27 protein-coding genes are annotated in these 14,796 nt (G+C 56.6%); 8 read left to right on the forward strand and 19 right to left on the reverse strand.

Going from position 1 to position 14,796, the window contains the following annotated elements:
* Positions 1-194: 194 nt before the first annotated feature.
* The 16 genes from IV01_RS00555 to IV01_RS00485 form a co-directional block, all read right to left on the reverse strand.
* Positions 195-536, reverse strand: a complete 342-nt coding sequence (locus tag IV01_RS00555; RefSeq protein WP_032631936.1) for a hypothetical protein — start codon at positions 534-536, stop codon at positions 195-197.
* Positions 536-775 carry a hypothetical protein gene (locus IV01_RS00550; RefSeq protein ID WP_032631937.1) on the reverse strand — a complete coding sequence of 80 codons (240 nt, stop codon included), beginning with the start codon at positions 773-775 and terminating at the stop codon, positions 536-538. The genes IV01_RS00555 and IV01_RS00550 overlap by 1 nt, the downstream gene beginning before the upstream one ends.
* A gap of 120 nt (positions 776-895) precedes the next feature.
* A complete protein-coding gene (locus tag IV01_RS00545; protein ID WP_032631939.1) occupies positions 896-1,579 on the reverse strand; it encodes a hypothetical protein in 684 nt (227 codons plus the stop codon).
* The gene (locus IV01_RS00540) at positions 1,580-1,768 is read right to left on the reverse strand and encodes a hypothetical protein (protein ID WP_032631940.1); all 189 of its coding nucleotides are present in this window, start codon (positions 1,766-1,768) and stop codon (positions 1,580-1,582) included.
* A gap of 2 nt (positions 1,769-1,770) precedes the next feature.
* Positions 1,771-2,244, reverse strand: a complete 474-nt coding sequence (locus IV01_RS00535; RefSeq protein ID WP_032631942.1) for a single-stranded DNA-binding protein — start codon at positions 2,242-2,244, stop codon at positions 1,771-1,773.
* A gap of 12 nt (positions 2,245-2,256) precedes the next feature.
* The gene (locus IV01_RS00530; RefSeq protein ID WP_032631943.1) at positions 2,257-2,874 is read right to left on the reverse strand and encodes a lambda exonuclease family protein; all 618 of its coding nucleotides are present in this window, start codon (positions 2,872-2,874) and stop codon (positions 2,257-2,259) included.
* On the reverse strand, positions 2,871-3,632 hold the full coding sequence (locus IV01_RS00525) for an ERF family protein (protein WP_032631944.1): 762 nt from the start codon (positions 3,630-3,632) through the stop codon (positions 2,871-2,873). The genes IV01_RS00530 and IV01_RS00525 overlap by 4 nt, the downstream gene beginning before the upstream one ends.
* Positions 3,633-3,642: 10 nt before the next feature.
* Entirely contained in the window at positions 3,643-4,800 is a 1,158-nt protein-coding gene (locus IV01_RS00520; protein WP_032631945.1) for a hypothetical protein, read from the reverse strand.
* Positions 4,801-4,964: 164 nt separating this feature from the next.
* Positions 4,965-5,144, reverse strand: a complete 180-nt coding sequence (locus IV01_RS00515) for a hypothetical protein (RefSeq protein ID WP_032631947.1) — start codon at positions 5,142-5,144, stop codon at positions 4,965-4,967.
* A complete protein-coding gene (locus tag IV01_RS00510) occupies positions 5,141-5,350 on the reverse strand; it encodes a hypothetical protein (protein WP_050508093.1) in 210 nt (69 codons plus the stop codon). The genes IV01_RS00515 and IV01_RS00510 overlap by 4 nt, the downstream gene beginning before the upstream one ends.
* Before the next feature lie 2 nt (positions 5,351-5,352).
* On the reverse strand, positions 5,353-5,763 hold the full coding sequence (locus IV01_RS00505) for a hypothetical protein (protein WP_032631949.1): 411 nt from the start codon (positions 5,761-5,763) through the stop codon (positions 5,353-5,355).
* A gap of 71 nt (positions 5,764-5,834) precedes the next feature.
* Complete coding sequence (locus IV01_RS27645; RefSeq protein WP_032631950.1) at positions 5,835-6,326, reverse strand: HNH endonuclease; 492 nt, start codon at positions 6,324-6,326, stop codon at positions 5,835-5,837.
* 811 nt (positions 6,327-7,137) lie between these two features.
* The gene (locus IV01_RS00500; protein ID WP_032631951.1) at positions 7,138-7,494 is read right to left on the reverse strand and encodes a hypothetical protein; all 357 of its coding nucleotides are present in this window, start codon (positions 7,492-7,494) and stop codon (positions 7,138-7,140) included.
* 30 nt (positions 7,495-7,524) lie between these two features.
* Complete coding sequence (locus tag IV01_RS00495; protein ID WP_032631952.1) at positions 7,525-7,875, reverse strand: hypothetical protein; 351 nt, start codon at positions 7,873-7,875, stop codon at positions 7,525-7,527.
* Between the two features lie 62 nt (positions 7,876-7,937).
* Complete coding sequence (locus IV01_RS00490) at positions 7,938-8,123, reverse strand: hypothetical protein (protein ID WP_032631953.1); 186 nt, start codon at positions 8,121-8,123, stop codon at positions 7,938-7,940.
* Between the two features lie 55 nt (positions 8,124-8,178).
* Positions 8,179-8,496, reverse strand: coding sequence for a hypothetical protein (locus IV01_RS00485; protein WP_032631954.1), 318 nt, complete (start codon positions 8,494-8,496; stop codon positions 8,179-8,181).
* Between the two features lie 413 nt (positions 8,497-8,909).
* On the opposite strand from IV01_RS00485, the gene IV01_RS00480 reads away from it, so the two are divergent.
* Complete coding sequence (locus tag IV01_RS00480; RefSeq protein WP_032631955.1) at positions 8,910-9,218, forward strand: DUF1654 domain-containing protein; 309 nt, start codon at positions 8,910-8,912, stop codon at positions 9,216-9,218.
* 31 nt (positions 9,219-9,249) lie between these two features.
* Here the strand turns inward: IV01_RS00480 and IV01_RS0125715 are convergent, their stop codons facing one another.
* The 3 genes from IV01_RS0125715 to IV01_RS00470 all read right to left on the reverse strand — a co-directional run bounded on the left by IV01_RS0125715 (position 9,250) and on the right by IV01_RS00470 (position 11,174).
* On the reverse strand, positions 9,250-9,912 hold the full coding sequence (locus IV01_RS0125715; RefSeq protein WP_050508095.1) for a DUF3800 domain-containing protein: 663 nt from the start codon (positions 9,910-9,912) through the stop codon (positions 9,250-9,252).
* A 178-nt stretch (positions 9,913-10,090) separates the two neighbouring features.
* Entirely contained in the window at positions 10,091-10,312 is a 222-nt protein-coding gene (locus tag IV01_RS00475) for a hypothetical protein (protein ID WP_032631956.1), read from the reverse strand.
* A 4-nt stretch (positions 10,313-10,316) separates the two neighbouring features.
* Positions 10,317-11,174 carry an XRE family transcriptional regulator gene (locus tag IV01_RS00470; RefSeq protein ID WP_032631958.1) on the reverse strand — a complete coding sequence of 286 codons (858 nt, stop codon included), beginning with the start codon at positions 11,172-11,174 and terminating at the stop codon, positions 10,317-10,319.
* An 87-nt stretch (positions 11,175-11,261) separates the two neighbouring features.
* Between IV01_RS00470 and IV01_RS00465 the strand changes: the two genes are divergently transcribed.
* The 7 genes from IV01_RS00465 (at position 11,262) to IV01_RS00445 (ending at position 14,647) form a co-directional block, all read left to right on the forward strand.
* Entirely contained in the window at positions 11,262-11,438 is a 177-nt protein-coding gene (locus IV01_RS00465; protein WP_032631959.1) for a Cro/CI family transcriptional regulator, read from the forward strand.
* 63 nt (positions 11,439-11,501) lie between these two features.
* Positions 11,502-11,693 carry a hypothetical protein gene (locus IV01_RS00460; protein ID WP_032631960.1) on the forward strand — a complete coding sequence of 64 codons (192 nt, stop codon included), beginning with the start codon at positions 11,502-11,504 and terminating at the stop codon, positions 11,691-11,693.
* A 20-nt stretch (positions 11,694-11,713) separates the two neighbouring features.
* Positions 11,714-11,956, forward strand: a complete 243-nt coding sequence (locus tag IV01_RS26575) for a hypothetical protein (protein WP_047282138.1) — start codon at positions 11,714-11,716, stop codon at positions 11,954-11,956.
* 153 nt (positions 11,957-12,109) lie between these two features.
* Positions 12,110-12,676 (forward strand): HNH endonuclease signature motif containing protein, encoded by a 567-nt coding sequence (locus IV01_RS0125720; RefSeq protein WP_195758833.1) that lies wholly within the window; start codon positions 12,110-12,112, stop codon positions 12,674-12,676.
* Positions 12,676-13,506: a DnaT-like ssDNA-binding domain-containing protein gene (locus IV01_RS00455; RefSeq protein WP_032631961.1), complete on the forward strand. Its 831-nt coding sequence runs from the start codon at positions 12,676-12,678 to the stop codon at positions 13,504-13,506. The genes IV01_RS0125720 and IV01_RS00455 overlap by 1 nt, the downstream gene beginning before the upstream one ends.
* Positions 13,503-14,222, forward strand: coding sequence for a replication protein P (locus tag IV01_RS00450; RefSeq protein WP_032631962.1), 720 nt, complete (start codon positions 13,503-13,505; stop codon positions 14,220-14,222). Before IV01_RS00455 ends, IV01_RS00450 begins: the two co-directional genes overlap by 4 nt.
* Entirely contained in the window at positions 14,219-14,647 is a 429-nt protein-coding gene (locus IV01_RS00445; protein WP_032631963.1) for a hypothetical protein, read from the forward strand. Before IV01_RS00450 ends, IV01_RS00445 begins: the two co-directional genes overlap by 4 nt.
* The last annotated feature ends 149 nt before the right edge of the window (positions 14,648-14,796 follow it).

Raw genomic sequence — 14,796 nt, forward strand, 5'->3', positions numbered from 1 at the left:
CTTACCGGCGAACCCTACATACCGCTCCCTTGGTGCAATTGGACGGCAGCAGCTATCGCAGTGCTGATGCTTTCTTGCGGTCTTTACACACTGAACCTCGAATGAATCGGTCATAGATCGCTCCATGCATGCGCCGCCCTCCGTGACCGGTGGTGGCAAATTGGGTTTAATTGGGGTATTACGTACAGGAGGCGTTACGCGGCGGGCCTTTCGATCTCGTCGTCTTCGTCCTGATCGGGGTTGTTCATGATGCTTCTGACGCCGTGGTCGTAAATATCACGCGCCACATCTGGACTAACTAATATTGTGTGGCGCGGATAGGTCAGGAAGGCCGCAAGCTCATCGTCGTTCATCAGGTCCATCTTCATGACTGCGATCTGCAGCATCTCGCTGGTCGCAATCTTCGCCGCACGGTCACTGATGCGCTTGATTGCCTGCTCAATGCCTGGGCGAACCCGGTGACGCAATTCCTTCTCTGCGAACTTGGCTCGCTTAGCGGCCAACTTCTCATTCCGCTCTGTGGGCGTCATCGCCATCACCGCTTCCTCCGCTTCTTGGTAATGCCCCGCCCGTGTGCCGTCCAGCCCGCGCCGCGCACCAGGTCACCGACATCTGCAATCAGCGCTTCAACCCGCTCGTTGACCAGTGGCACCAGGTCGAACATCAGCGCGCTCGGCACCGTCAGGCTGTGTATCGTCTTCTCTCCGTTGGGCAGCATCAGCCAAACCGAAACATCCCAGCGCACCGGCTTCGATGGCCTGGTTCCCTTCGGCATCGTGTGACCCCCGGTCGGGCCAATGGTATGGATAACTGACATGGTCATTGGTTAGCCCACTCGCAGGTAGTTTGAGTTGTTCGGCCCGCCTGTTGCGCCGGACCTTTACTGACAGCCGCCTCATCTCGGGATCGTCGGATAGTCGATGCCGTACGTTTCGATGATTCGCCACAGCTTCTTCTGATTGATACCCATACGCTTGAAACAGGTCGTGCGGGGAATGCCCAGGTCTCGGAAGGCCTCGATGCGCGGGATCAGCTTGCGATCCTCTTCCTCGTCAACCATTCCAGGCAGCGCGATGGAGTGGTCCTTGGCGATCCTTCGCAGCCTGTCAGCCGTCAATCCGAACTCCCGGATAACGGCCTGCTGCGTGGCGCCATCGGAAAATAGCCGGGTGATACCGGGCACCATCAATGCTTCGGCGGCCCGCTTCGCCTCCATCGGGGATTCCTTCTTCTTGCTGACGAAGACAATCCCGTATGCCGCCGCGATGTGGCCCAGGCGTTTGGCGCTGATCCCCATATCAGCCGATGCCCGCTTCAAGCCGAGGTCTACATAGGCCCTCAGCTTTCCCGCTGTGCTCCGCTCAAGCTCCAGGGCTTCCCGAGCCTTGCGTTCGTGTTCGGCGGAACTGGCCTTGTACCCGTAGGCGATTGTTTCGTTGTTGAAGGGCAGGGACACGCCACGGGTGATGCTCAGTTCGTGGATGACGCCGCCGCGCCGCAGGAATGCATCCGTTGCATCGGCCAGGCGCGCAGAGGCTGCGCTGTTGTGCCGAACCATACTCAGATCCAGGCTGATCATCTAAGCCACCCTGAACAGTTGTGACTTGAGCCCTTCCACTTGGCGCTCAAGGTTGCGGATGGTCTTTTCGCCGCGCTCACGGTCTTGGCCGATCCATTTAGGTGAAGCTGCGTAGAGTCTATCCAGGCTTTCACGCAGATGGTGAAGGTGTGTCTGGCGGTTCTGTTGGACGATGAGGGTGGTGGTCATGGTCAGGCTCCGGCGAGGTAGGGAAGGGCGCGGAAAGGGATATCTTCGTCATAGCTGTCAGGCCCGTTCGTACCTTGCTGACTCTGTTGCGGTCTTGGCTGCTGCGGCCGGGATTGAGGCGAGGCCTGTCGCTGAGGCGCCGGCTGATCTTGTGCCGGCGGACTGCCAGCGAACTTGATCACAATTACCCGGCCTGTGAGCTTCATACCTTGGGTGCCATCGCTTTTTGGGAAGGTTTCGACATGGGCATCGTCGATAGTGAAATGCAGCTGTTGACCCTTGAGTAGGTAAGGCCCTAAAGCCTCTGCCTGTTTACCCCAGAGAGTTGCGTCGACCCACTGTGTTGGCTTCTTGCCATCCGGACCTTTACGGCCGTATTCGCAGGCCAGCGCAAGGTTGCACACGGCGTCACCGCCAGGAGTGAAGCGCACTTCAGCGTCACGGCCGAGGCGACCGACATCAGATAGAGTTGGCATTTGGATTCCTTATTAAGCGGCAATGCCGAGCACTTTGTTCATGCGCTCGTCGAGGATTTCGTAGAAGGTTTTGACACGCTCGCTGATCTTGCGAATCAGCACTTCGTCGCGGTACATGCGCTTGACGAACAGGGGCATGCCCGGCCAGTAGCTGATGAAGTCGATCCACTCGCGCTCTGACGCCCATAGACCTCCTTGGCATTGTGGAACGTGCTCTTTCGGGACCTCGTCTGCCAGGATCACGCCAACCTGAAACTTCGGCAGCTTGGTTTTGATTTCGGTCAGGCCGTTGGCACCCACCAGCGCGTCGGGCGAGTAGCCAATTCCGTGATTCAGGATGATGCCGACTTCCTGGGTGCTGACCTCTTCGCGGCGCTCGTACAGGTCGCGGGCCACAGCCTCCAGCTCATGGCCGCGAATGGTGGCCTTGGTCTGGAATGGAATCTCGGCAGCTTCCTCGGTGATGCGCTCGCCAATCAGCTGATCCATGTAGGTATAAGCAGCAACGCCAAACCCTGCCGGCCCCTTGCCGCTGACCAGTAGCACGTCCAGCTCGGACGCTGTAGCGATGCCAAGGCGCAGAGCCAGCCATTCCGGCGTGCCCTGCTTGATGTCAGTGATAATCCTCATTCGGCCACCGCCGTCGCGGCCTCTGCCGCCTTGATTGCCTTGTTGAGTTGACTGACCAGTACGTCGTGACGGGCTTTAGGAACGCACTCAACCGAGCCGTATTCGCCAATGAACCAGTCTTTGGTCTTCTCGGTGCAGCGCGTCAGTAGGGCGTTGATACCCAGCGCCTGTACGGCCGTAATGTTTGCCGTCGGAACCGCAGCGTGCCCGTCGTCGTCCTCACCGCGAGTAGTGAGGTTGAGCAGGGCAGACATCACGTAGCGCTTGCCGTAACTGGTGGACGAGCCGACAGCCTGTACCGCGTTCTTGCTGCCACTGGTGTCGAGCGGTAGCAGCATCGAGGTGCTTTCCCGGTGCCCGGCGCGGTGCATCAGGATGCCTGTGACATTCAGGCCAGCAGCGACGTTTTCGACCTTGAACGTAATCGCGAACCCGTGCTGCTGCATGATCGGCTTGATCACGTCGTTGATGTCTTCGAAGGTGGCGTAGTCGCTGCGCTTCTGGCCGTTAACCACAATGGCGCCGCGCTCGGCGATGCTCGGGATGTCGCTCTGCATGGCGGCCATTGCAGCGTTGAACTCTGACTCAGCGTCACGGGCCTGCATCCGTTCGTGCATCGCCATCAATCGCTCAAGCTTGTCGATATCGCATGTTGGGTCAGCAGCAGCTCGGCTGATCACGGCCATGATGCTGCTGTCGCTAGAGATTGGAACAACTGCTTGACGCCGCTGCTCCGGGAGAATGATTTCGCCTGCCATGGTAGCTTCCTCAGTAATGGATGGTGACGGCTGGAATCTGTCGACTTGCAATCAGGATCACTGCCTTCTTGGCGCAATCCTCTGGCATACCGCCGTCGATGAAGGCCTGTAGCGCAGCCCGGTTGATCCGCCCCTTGTGGGCCTTGTCAGCTTCGCGCGCCTCCGCCTGACGACGATCTTCGGCGGCCGCCTTCTCTTGGCGGGCAATCTCGGCCAGTCGTGCCTGCTCAACTGCCTGCGCCTGTCGCTGCTCAGCAGCGGCGCGCTCTTGGTCGGCGCGCTGCAGGCCTGCTATCCGATCCTGCTCAGCCTGAAGCTTCTGGCGCTCAGCCTGCTCGGCCTGCAATTGGATCTGCAGTTTCTGGCGTTCAGTCTCTGCCTCGGCATCCCGAATCTTTTGCTCTGCGGCTCGCTGCTGGGCTGCAGCATGATCTTTCAGGTCTTGCTCTCTCGCTGCCGCTGCATTGCGTTCGGCTTGAGCCTTCTGCTCTGCATCAATCCGCGCATTCTCAACAGCTTCGCGGGCAATGGCTGCGTCACGCTCTTGCTGCTCGCGGACGGCTTGCTCGGCGTTGAACTTGGAAATGGCGGCCAGTTCAGCTTCGTGCTTGGTGCGGTCGGCCAGTAGAACCCGGAGGGTGGCCAGCGACTTGTCTTTGACTTGAGCCGCCTCGGGCAGAAACTCTTCCCAGCTGTCGTCCAGTGCGACCGGCTCCAGATCGGCGATAACCTGGGCGACGAATGCAGCCGTCGGCGTCTCGGCGAACACGGCCAGATCCTTGAGGCGCTGGATGGCATCAGCGTGCTTGTCGCGCCGTGCCACCTCGGCAGCTTCCCAGTCAGTCAGCGGCTTGCGAATCTCGTCACGCAAGGCATCTGCATCGCGCACAAACTCACGCAGCTCAACCTCGATGATCTTTGGAAGCTCCTTGATCTTGCGCAGGTAGTCACGACCCGGCTTTTCAACTGCTGCCTTGCGCTTGCTGACTGTGAAGGCAAGGCTCGCGATACGCTCACGGCCTTTCGCGGTCGTAAGATCAGGCACCTCTCCGGAAGCCTCGTCCTTGATCATCTGAAGAAATAGCTTCAGGCCGTTCTGGACGTAAACCACCGGGGCAGTTTCGTCGCTGATATGGTCAATGGTGATGACTTGCTGTGCAGCGGACATGAGGATTCCTTGCCGCGCTATACGCAGCCTTGAAAGTTGAATGAGGGGTTACAGAGGCGCGATGCGATCAGCCAGGCACAAGGCGAGCATCAAGACGCTGAAAGCGAACAGAACAGGGAAGCTGCCTCGCCAAAATATGAAGCGGCGTCGGCGCTGATTGGCTGTCATCCCCAACCTGCAATCGGACGGCGCTTGAGCCAGTCCGCTTTGATCGGGTAGGGCAGATCGGCAACACGCATGCCGCGGGGAGGAGAGAAGGTTCCGCGCACAATGGCTGGCGGGGTTCTCGCCTCCAGCTCTTCGACCTGCTCATCAATCAGGGATTTCACTGGGGATGTGCTCATGAATCCATTCCTCTCAACTGTTCAACCCTGTCTGCACAAGTTCTCTCAACACGATCCCGATAGCGGTCAGCCTCGGGCTTGTCGAGCAGATGCACGAACTGGGCGATTTCGATCATGCCCATGACAAAGCTCATGTCCGGGGCGGGGGAGGAAGATCGCGCTATTTTGGCGACCTCCATTTCGATGAAGGCAACGGCTGGATCCATGCTCACAGAGCATCCTCGGCCACAGCAACCGCACCAGCCTTCGCAAATGGTTCCAGCAGCGCGACGGCGATCTGGCGTATGGCCTCATCAGGATCAGCGCAGTTCAGGGCCTCACCGGCAGCACTGGCGGCGTCAGCAGTAGCCTTCCGGCGAGCCAGCAGGATCAGCCGACCAAGAACCGAAGGGCTCACCCCGGTATCGCCAAGCTGCTCCATGGCGAAATCATCGACCGCCACGGCGAACCGCTCGTAGGTCACGCCGCGCTCAACGTCAGCGCCCATCAACAACTGCTCAACGCCGTTTGCTACCCATTCCCGCTCAGCCGTGTCGTCAATTACGACCGGGAGGCGATTGTCATATTCGAACTGTGCAGAAGTTAAGGTTTTCCAGTCGTAGACTTGATTCGCAATCATGAGTTTTTCCTCGCGACATGCATGGCGCCGAAGCTTTAATAAAGATGATTAAATTCAGTCAAAAGATATATTCATCGGTCGCAAGCGTACTCACCATGCAGCTCTGCTCTCATTTTGCTTGCGAACGCAACCGCGTCTGGAAGTGTGGAAATCCATTTAGATATTCGCCTGTCTCCCGCCTTTATACTTACTAAATATCCAGATCGATTCCTGCTGATATTCTTGAACCCCGTAGTGTTTTTGCTCGGGATCTTTGAATTCATCATGTTTTGGCTTTTGGATGCTAGCCGCAAATTCGATATTCTGTTATCTGTCTTGTTGCCGTTTATATGGTCAATAATTCCAATAGGAAACGACCCGTGAACATACAACCAGACAAGTCGATGAAGCATGTATGTGCGCCTATCAACCATGAAGTAGAGATGTCCGTTACCGGTAATGCTACCGACAACCTTGTTGTTCCTTCGCCTCCGCATTAATCCAGAATCAGGATCATAAAAAAGAACCTCGCGGAGGCGATCCTGGGTGATCGCTTCGCGCGTATTCATTGGCTTATCGGCCATGCTCACCTCCGGGATGGTTGGCAAACACAATCGGCTGGAAACATCACTCGGCTGTATTCCGCAAAGGAGCCGGCTGTTTCCATGCGATTAAATTCGGGGCAATAAAAACCCGGCGTTAACCGGGTCCGCAGATACAGGGCTCACTCACATTTAGGTGGCTGCCGGGGGAGTCGTTAATCGAGAAATCTACCAACCTCGCCTCCCGTGCTTTTTTGTGGGAAGCCCTGACCAAGACTTAACTGTGCGCTTGGCGTCTTAGGTGATGCGGTTGCCGCCGGGATTCTGCCCCGTCGGTATGTATGCGTATCTCCTGTCGCTCGCTCACTGGGCAGGCAGTGGCCACCTATGGAATGGGGTGCAGATGCCCGGTGCTGATCTCCGGGTTGAGAGCCATGCCGCGGTCAGCGCCTTTCGGCTACCGCAATGCCAGTTATTACGAGCCGGTACCACGAGGGCATAAAATACTACTTAGCCGGTCAGCGATCGCTATCGGAACTGTTAGTTTTCAAACCTGCCCGTCAGCCCGGGCCTTCATCTGCGTTGATGCAGGGGGCCGCTTTCGCGGTGTGTACTCATCCGCATCGGAGGTGGTCTTCAGTGCTGTGGCCAGGTCCGCCTTTCGGTCCAAGGCGCTGCACGGGCTAATTAACCTGTGCTCTTCCTTTGTTCCCGAACCCCGCCGCATATGTCAGCCAATTGGCCCGCGGGGCATTACCTTACAGCTCGACGCCCTTAGACCCTTCCGGGACTGAAGGCCACCTCCGATGCAGCCTGCCTAAACAGGTGATCGGTACTCTTGCCCATAGGGCGGTTATGCGGTGGCTTTGCGGATGGTCGCTTCGAAGCGTGTAGCCAGCTCGGCGTTGACCTCGGCCTTCGCAGTGCTTTCTTCGGTGCCCTTGGCTCGGTGAGATTGCTCGTAGCGGCGCAGGGTTGAGGCGGCCGTGATCAGATCGGCCAGAAGATCTGGGGAGCCGGCAATCAATCGGGCATTTGCAATGCAGGTTTCGTGAGACTCATGTTCCTCGCTTTGCCAGCTGACCGTCGCAACACTGCCAAAGCCGCGCTGGCTATCAGAGAAAATGTAGGCGCAATCACAGGCGCATGATTCTTCTCGGGCGAAGTGCGGAACGCTCCAAGGCCCCGGCGTAAATTTCGGCTCACTCATTGTCTTGCTCCGTTGCGTTAATGGGGTGGGTTAGGCGGCAGATTCGGCTTCTGCAATCTCGGCCTGAACTGCTGCTAGATCGTCCTTGCACGCAATCAGAGCCTCTGATTCTTTCTTGCTCAGTATGGCGAGCGCCTTTTCAGCCAGCGATTCGAAGTCCCGGCGAATCACCTCAGCCATCGCAGCGTTGAACGCTTCCGGCGAGTCGTGATAGTTCGTTGCCCCGGCGTACGACTGACCGCAGTACTGCGCGGAAACCTTTACGCTATTGAGCGTGTAGGGCTTGTTGTTCTGCGAGTCGACCTTCTCTTTGTTTTCCAGCCACTCCCTTGCGCGCTTCGCTTCCAGCTTGGCGGCTTGGTACTTTTTGTAGCTTTCCATCTTCTATCTCCCATCCCAGTCATTTACCTCAGAGCCCGGTATAGGGGTGAGGGGGTGTGGTGTTAGGCGGCGAATAATTCTCGCTGCTCAGGTTCAGGCATCAGAAACGCCACCAGCTTCGTATCAGGCCAGTCGGTGACGTCGGTCCAGTCGGCGTAGAAGTGCTTCCGCTCGGCCGGGTGCAGCCATTGACCTTGCTGCCTGTCCGGGTGGACGCAGAAGGTGAAACCTTGATCTCTCAGGTCCATCTCACTTCCTCCACTTGAATTCAACAAAGCGTCCGATGCGGGCGCTTGGGTAGGGTTAAACCGGAGAGTTGCTGTCCGAATCGCAGCTATTCAGCCACTCCAGAACGGCGTCCTCACCGATAGCGTTGAGCATGTCGGTAGGGTCCGTCTGATCGCTTTTAAGCCAGTCGCTCAGGTCCTCTTCGGTCATCGCCTTCAAGACGTCATCAGCCCCGATAAAGTCGATTACGTCGCGCACATCCAGGTCGTGCAGCCGATCATCCAGCGCCATGTCTTCAACAATGAGCTTTGGGTCGCCCTCGACCGTTACCGTCATTCCGCGATAGTCCGTTTCCACGGACACCTTGTCGGCCTTGAATGAAGTCGTTTCCATCTTCGTAACTCCCGTTAATTTCCAATGCCGCCTCATCGAAGCGGCATCAGTAAATCTGTGGTCTTACTCAAACCAGGCACCGGTCGCTCATCCGGTATCACGCTTCCCACTTCACTCGGGGCCTGCGTGTCGCTTGAATGACAGCTTCATGGCCGTCACACCTGTTCGCAGCTCGCCCTGTTGGGTCTGCTGGCCTTCTATGCCTGAAGGCTCGGCGGTCTAGTGGTTTTAAAGAGCGGATGGAGCGTTCCGGTTGCCCGAGGACCTTTGAGGCCCTATCCGCCTTGCGCTTGTGTTTGATATGCAAGTCGGCTTGCATCTATAAAAGCATGCTGGTGTTTTGAATGCAAGCAAGCTTGTGTATTTATTTTGTACTGTATGGATATACAGCATTCACAGGGAGGAGTTCAAACATGGCGACGAAGCAGGCAAAACCAGCAGTTCGGAATGAAATGAGCGGTATCGAGAGGTTGAATCTGAGGGTTTCGTCAATGATCAATCACCCGATCGCGCAGGAAAGGCGGTCGGTGACGATTCATCGCCTGGATACGGACGGCGACCGAGAGTGGGACGAGGTGATGGGCTTGTTAGCGGAAACAGATGAGCTGGACGTGACCTTCGACGACGACGGAGCAGTGACGGTGAAGTGGGAGGCTGTAGCGCCAGAAGATATGCCGGTCGAGGCTGCCGAAGAGCTTACGGAAGAGCCCGCACCTTTCTGACGGGCAATAAAAAGCCCGGCGCTTGGCCGGGCTAGTTGTTAAATATAAGTCGCGGCTGAAAGTGTGCAGCGAGAAGGCGGTAAGGCTCTGATACCTTGTCCTGGTAGTGGCTTTGCGCGATCCCAGAGAGCATGTCAGCGAACTGCACGCTGAGATTTTTCGAGCTGTCACACGGGTAGGATTTCAGAACGGTTGCGACATTCTTCGTAAACCACAGCTCTGTCTGAAGATAATCCCCGAGACTATTACCGCTCTGCACCTTGATGCTGCGGTCATCCGGAAAGAAAAGAACTTCGTCGCTCTTTGCCATTTCATCAAGCAGAAGCATCCGGGTCATATAGTTATAGAGCTTGTTCGGATCATTTCTAATGTGCTGCTGCACATTCTCTTTCTTCGCGGTGATCGATACATACCTGATTCCGCCGGCAGATGCCGTCGCGACCCGTTTTGCCATCTCGGCAAACCCCGCTCGCTCTTCGGGAAGCATTCGAGCCCACTTCTTTTCCTTAGAGGTAGGCCACTTGAACTTATTGTAGAGTCTGCGCATGCCGCGCATCGGGTCGTGCACCGAATCTTCGGAGACAATCAAGGCAGCAATGGTGATGTATCGGCTTGACCCTCCGTCGCGGTAGGGAGCGTCAAATTTCCAGCCTAAGTCACCGCTCTCATCCAGATAAATAAAACTTCTCGTCATTGAGATGCGGTGCTCGAAAATGGAGGTGCAAACCCTGGGACTGGCGCCCTTACAGAGCGCTTACGATACAAATCATGCTTCGCAGGCACCCAGGCTTTACATGCACCGATGCAATCCTATATTACATTACGTATTCAGTCAATTTAACTGTCGTATCCTGAGATCACGGCCGAATCAGTTAAACAGCTCGCACGATCCGCCCATCCCGAACCTCGTCCGCATAAGCCCTGAGCGCGTCAATGTGCTTATGGAGCACCACGATCTTCCCGGCCGCAGCCAACAGCGCAGCATCGCCGCAGGCCTGAGACTCACGAAACAGGTCGTGAGCCGCATCATCCAGGGCAGAGGCGGCGTCCAAAAGTCCGCGCCGGAGTTGCTGATTTGGTTTCTTCAGGGCCATGGCTTTACACCAAGTTGGCATTCCAGACGAGGAGCACACGCGCCTGGATGTAGGTAAGGTCGCGACGAATGAGCCGGTCCTTATGCTTTGAGTTGTCTGAGATCATCTCGTAGTGATCCTCATCAGCAACCTGCAACCGTTTTATATATAGCAAGTCATCCCAGACGAATAAGTAAATTCCGTCACCGACAAATTCGCGGACGTGGATGTTCACTATCAGCGGATCGCGATGTTTTATCGTCGGCTCCATAGAAGAGCCCCAGCCCGTTACCATCTTCAGGTGGTAGTGCTCTTCAAACTCTACACCTAGCTCGCGCAGGTGCTTGGGGCTCACGCGGATATCCTTGAGCATCTCCGGAAAGTCATGGGCATTCTGACCGCCGCCCATCGCGCCGCGAATATCGTAGTGAGCAATCCACACCTCATCACCCACCAGGCCAGGTCGAGAGAAGTCGCCAGTAATCACGTTGCTGCCCTGATTGGCTTGTAACTCTGCGGCAGTTTCCTGAACCGCATCCGCAATCTTCTGGCGAGCATCCTCAGAAAGGCTCTTTCCATGCTTGGCCAGCATCTGTTGAACAATGTCCACTGACGACTTATTCGGCCCTTGCTGTGCTTTCGCTGCCTTTCGCGTAGGAGGCTCCCCCTTGCCTGACAACAGCCAATCCACCGTCGTGTCATAGCCCTCGGCAATCGCTACAAGGTTTTCATTCCGAATATTGCTCGTATCTCCGGCGAACCACTGCCGCACAGCTTCATAGCTGATGCCGCAGGTGTTCGAGATGTCGCGTTTATACCCGCGCGGCCCTACCTCAGGCTTCCGCGCGTACACCAGTTTCGTGATTCGGTCAGTAATTTTCATGTGAGCAATCTACAAGGAAGCTTGTCAAGCATGCTTGCCTTGCAAACACAAGCATGCTTGAATATGAGCTAAGCAAAGGAGGTCGGCATGACCAAAACACAAGCAATCAAGCATTTCGGCTCTGTATCAGCGCTCGCTAAGGCCATCAACGTTACCTACGAGGCAGTACGCCAGTGGGCTGATGTGCCTGAGCTGCGCCAGTACCAGATCGAACGAATCACCCAGGGTGCGCTTAAAGCAGAGCCTGCAAATCAAGCTGCTTGAGTCGTGCCGCCTGTAAATCAAATTCAACCGTTTAGAACGATTCCAATCACGAAGGAGCGACACATGTACGACGAACCACGCCATCTGAAGGACCGAGAAATTAAATCTCGGTACGACGATGAAACCTACGAGGCACTCAAGGCAGTCGCCCGACTTCACAAGCTGCAACTCGCCGTATTCGTTCGCATGTGCGTGGAAGAGAAGCTGGAAAGCATCGTTGAACAGGATGTTACCGGGAAACAGCAGTTGGCCTGAAGGCCCTGAAAGGAGGCTCTGTGCCTGAAACCACGATCTGCCATGGGATCGATGGGCGCCTCTACGAAAAGCTTGAACGACTGGCAAAAGCCGCAGGCATGTCGCCTGACGAGTACGCCGCAAAGCTTGGAGCAGAACGCTTTTTCGAAAAGACCAGGCCAAAAGGGGCCGGAAAACTCCGACACCTGCCTACACCACGGCGCGACCCGCCGCAGGACTTAAAAGGGCCTGAAAAAGGAGGGACTGATGAAGGCTTCGATTAGCAAAACCCAAACAGCAGGCGAAAAAAAACCACCCGGCCAGGTGGTTCTTCGCATTGCATTCGTTACAACTCTGTGAGGCTGATTATGCATACCTCTACTTGCGATGTACAGGCCCTGAAGAATCCCGCGCCACGAAATACGAATAGCAAATTCGTGGCGCGGGAAAATATTGAGCTGCTTCTATCTGCCGATCACGCACGCGAACTATTCAGCGTGCAGGACGGACGGCTTATAAATCTGGTTCGCCGAGGCACCCGGGCAATGCCTGGAATGTTCGCTGGTTCGCCAAATATTGACGGCTACATCCGCGTGCGGATCAACAACATTTCCTACCGCGCTCACCGGGTCATCTGGCTTATCACCTACGGCGAATGGCCGGAAGGGCAGATCGACCATATAAATGGCGTGAAGGACGACAACCGCATTGAGAACCTGCGCGCAGTCAGCGTGACAGGGAATCAGCAAAACCAACACGTGCGCGTCGATAACACTTCAGGAGTTACCGGGGTGATTTTCGACCGTGGTTACTGGACTGCGAAAATCCGGGCCAACGGCAAGCGAATTCACCTTGGCTGCTTCAAGTCCCTGGAAGAGGCTGCCGCTGCGCGCAAGGCCGCCGAACGCCTTTATGGCTTCCACCCAAACCACGGGAGAACCGACTCGGCCCGCCGCAATGGTCTGCCGTCTCTCAATTCGCCTCGAATCTTGAGGACTGCCTAATGGCCAGAGCCAGAAATATCAAGCCCGGCCTGTTCAGCAATGAAGTAATTGCTGAGCTTCCACCCTTCGACCGGCTTCTTTACATCGGACTTTGGTGCCTGGCTGATCGTGAGGGTCGGCTTGAGGATCGTCCTAAGCGTATCAAGATGGAGCTTTTTCCTTGCGATACGTACGACGTGACTACCGGCCTGAATTCCCTCAGCACCCATGGATTCATTCAGCGCTATCAGGTTGCCGATCTGGCGATAATCGAAATACCGACATTCCGCAAACATCAGCGTCCTCACGGCACTGAGCGGGACAGCGTGCTGCCAGATAAGCATGGCTTCCTCTCAATCAATGAGCGCAAGCCAAGTGGCGTAGTTACTGGGGCAAAACGACTGGTTAACGTTAAAGACACTCCAAATAACGTTAATCCACCGTTATCTAACGTAGATCATCCGTTAGATAACGCCCTGATACCTGATTCACTGATACCTGAAGAACACAACACACTGCGCGAGGAAGCTGATACTTCCCTCGACCCAAAGTCCCCATGCGAAATGACCCTGGCATGGACGCCTGACGAGAAGCTGCTGAAGGCTTATGCGTTTCGCATGGCAATCCCTGTTGACAGATTCACGGACGAAGCCACAGCGGCGTTCGTTTGCCACTACTCGGCATCTGGCCGCATCGAGACTCAGGCCGCCTGGGTGAGCCTGCTGGTGAAGTGGGTGAAGCGCGACGAGGCATCGGCCAGCAATGTCCGCCAGTTCCCGCTGAGGAAGCAGGCCAACGGCCCCGACTTCTACGACCAGTCATGGCGTTCAGATACGAGTGACGACCTATGAGGCCCGCCAACTCACTGACCACTAGGGCGGCATCCTCGATTCGCGCCGGAAACTTGCCGCCTGTTACCGAGCCGCTGGGCACCGTAGACGACGACACGGCCGAAGTCGTTGAGCGCCTGTTCCGCCAGCTTCAGGCCATCTTTCCGGCCCACAAACAGGCTTGGCCTGATGACAAGGCCTTGGCCGCAGCAATGCGCAGCTGGACGAAGGGTTTCGTGGCAGCGGGCATCTGCACTCTTGAACAAATCCGATTCGGGATCGAGCAGTGTCGTAAAAGCGGCTCACCGTTCGCGCCAAGCGTCGGCCAGTTCATAGGCTGGTGCACGCCTGGACCTGAAGCCTACGGCCTGCCAGCGAGCCCTGACGCGTGGATAGAGGCATTGATGGGCGTCTACAGCCATGAAGGCGTGAAGATCGCCGCCATTGCCACTGGTTTGTTCGACCTGCGTTCAGCCAAGCAGGACGACAAAGGGCTTCGTCAGCGCTTCGAGCACAACTACACGATCGTGATTCGCCGCGCCCAGTCCGGCCAGCCACTCGACGGCAAGATCCTCACCGGCATCGGCCATGACAGCCAGAAGACGGCGCTGGAACTGGCTGACGAACTGGCCGAGCAGGAAAACCAAGCGCGAATTATCAAGCAGGGAATCCCAGTGGACGGCGCATCGGCGCGCGAACTGCTGATGGCGAAATTTGGCAAGAGGACTGCGCAATGACTTCCAAAACAACGAATGAAGTGGTCGCCGCTGTGGTTGGGCGGGCCAAGGAACGACCAGAGCACGTGCTGCGAGTAATCACCAGTGATCAGGAAATGGGCCTTGCTCCGGTCGCATGGTCTTGGGAGCAGTGGGGCGGCATGTGCAACGCCTTCGTGCAGGACCCTCGCTGGGAGGCTGATACCGATGATGGCCGTAATTACTGGGTTGAGCGTGGATTCGTCGCCCCTCGTCCTTTGCACATACAGACCCCTTTGCAGGCCGCTGCGCCCCAGATGCTGATTCAACTCAAGGCGCTCATTCACATCTCCAATGCCACCAATTGGGAAGACCACACCTGCGGCGAGATAGCCCGCGCTCGCGCCCTGGTGGAGCGAATTGAAGAGTTCATCGCGCTCCAGTCGATCAAGGAGCCATCCCAATGACCCCACTCCAACGCAGCACCGTACAAACCCTACAGGCCGAAGGCTTCAAGGTCACACGTCACCAAAAAGACATGGTGCTCATGAGTTCAGGAGCAGATCACCGACAGGTCCGAACTGACGGCAGCCAACGTCGTGGCAATCATATTGAG

Source organism: Pseudomonas syringae, from assembly GCF_000737245.1.
GTDB classification, from domain to species: Bacteria; Pseudomonadota; Gammaproteobacteria; order Pseudomonadales; family Pseudomonadaceae; genus Aquipseudomonas; species Aquipseudomonas syringae_J.

What these genes read in the sequence shown, in the direction of transcription:
- IV01_RS00555 (WP_032631936.1), bottom strand. Translation starts at nt 536, where the DNA reads ATGGCGATGACGCCCACAGAGCGGAATGAGAAGTTGGCCGCTAAGCGA.
- IV01_RS00550 (WP_032631937.1), bottom strand. Translation starts at nt 775, where the DNA reads ATGCCGAAGGGAACCAGGCCATCGAAGCCGGTGCGCTGGGATGTTTCG.
- IV01_RS00545 (WP_032631939.1), bottom strand. Translation starts at nt 1,579, where the DNA reads ATGATCAGCCTGGATCTGAGTATGGTTCGGCACAACAGCGCAGCCTCT.
- IV01_RS00540 (WP_032631940.1), bottom strand. Translation starts at nt 1,768, where the DNA reads ATGACCACCACCCTCATCGTCCAACAGAACCGCCAGACACACCTTCAC.
- IV01_RS00535 (WP_032631942.1), bottom strand. Translation starts at nt 2,244, where the DNA reads ATGCCAACTCTATCTGATGTCGGTCGCCTCGGCCGTGACGCTGAAGTG.
- IV01_RS00530 (WP_032631943.1), bottom strand. Translation starts at nt 2,874, where the DNA reads ATGAGGATTATCACTGACATCAAGCAGGGCACGCCGGAATGGCTGGCT.
- IV01_RS00525 (WP_032631944.1), bottom strand. Translation starts at nt 3,632, where the DNA reads ATGGCAGGCGAAATCATTCTCCCGGAGCAGCGGCGTCAAGCAGTTGTT.
- IV01_RS00520 (WP_032631945.1), bottom strand. Translation starts at nt 4,800, where the DNA reads ATGTCCGCTGCACAGCAAGTCATCACCATTGACCATATCAGCGACGAA.
- IV01_RS00515 (WP_032631947.1), bottom strand. Translation starts at nt 5,144, where the DNA reads ATGAGCACATCCCCAGTGAAATCCCTGATTGATGAGCAGGTCGAAGAG.
- IV01_RS00510 (WP_050508093.1), bottom strand. Translation starts at nt 5,350, where the DNA reads ATGGATCCAGCCGTTGCCTTCATCGAAATGGAGGTCGCCAAAATAGCG.
- IV01_RS00505 (WP_032631949.1), bottom strand. Translation starts at nt 5,763, where the DNA reads ATGATTGCGAATCAAGTCTACGACTGGAAAACCTTAACTTCTGCACAG.
- IV01_RS27645 (WP_032631950.1), bottom strand. Translation starts at nt 6,326, where the DNA reads ATGGCCGATAAGCCAATGAATACGCGCGAAGCGATCACCCAGGATCGC.
- IV01_RS00500 (WP_032631951.1), bottom strand. Translation starts at nt 7,494, where the DNA reads ATGAGTGAGCCGAAATTTACGCCGGGGCCTTGGAGCGTTCCGCACTTC.
- IV01_RS00495 (WP_032631952.1), bottom strand. Translation starts at nt 7,875, where the DNA reads ATGGAAAGCTACAAAAAGTACCAAGCCGCCAAGCTGGAAGCGAAGCGC.
- IV01_RS00490 (WP_032631953.1), bottom strand. Translation starts at nt 8,123, where the DNA reads ATGGACCTGAGAGATCAAGGTTTCACCTTCTGCGTCCACCCGGACAGG.
- IV01_RS00485 (WP_032631954.1), bottom strand. Translation starts at nt 8,496, where the DNA reads ATGGAAACGACTTCATTCAAGGCCGACAAGGTGTCCGTGGAAACGGAC.
- IV01_RS00480 (WP_032631955.1), top strand. Translation starts at nt 8,910, where the DNA reads ATGGCGACGAAGCAGGCAAAACCAGCAGTTCGGAATGAAATGAGCGGT.
- IV01_RS0125715 (WP_050508095.1), bottom strand. Translation starts at nt 9,912, where the DNA reads ATGACGAGAAGTTTTATTTATCTGGATGAGAGCGGTGACTTAGGCTGG.
- IV01_RS00475 (WP_032631956.1), bottom strand. Translation starts at nt 10,312, where the DNA reads ATGGCCCTGAAGAAACCAAATCAGCAACTCCGGCGCGGACTTTTGGAC.
- IV01_RS00470 (WP_032631958.1), bottom strand. Translation starts at nt 11,174, where the DNA reads ATGAAAATTACTGACCGAATCACGAAACTGGTGTACGCGCGGAAGCCT.
- IV01_RS00465 (WP_032631959.1), top strand. Translation starts at nt 11,262, where the DNA reads ATGACCAAAACACAAGCAATCAAGCATTTCGGCTCTGTATCAGCGCTC.
- IV01_RS00460 (WP_032631960.1), top strand. Translation starts at nt 11,502, where the DNA reads ATGTACGACGAACCACGCCATCTGAAGGACCGAGAAATTAAATCTCGG.
- IV01_RS00455 (WP_032631961.1), top strand. Translation starts at nt 12,676, where the DNA reads ATGGCCAGAGCCAGAAATATCAAGCCCGGCCTGTTCAGCAATGAAGTA.
- IV01_RS00450 (WP_032631962.1), top strand. Translation starts at nt 13,503, where the DNA reads ATGAGGCCCGCCAACTCACTGACCACTAGGGCGGCATCCTCGATTCGC.
- IV01_RS00445 (WP_032631963.1), top strand. Translation starts at nt 14,219, where the DNA reads ATGACTTCCAAAACAACGAATGAAGTGGTCGCCGCTGTGGTTGGGCGG.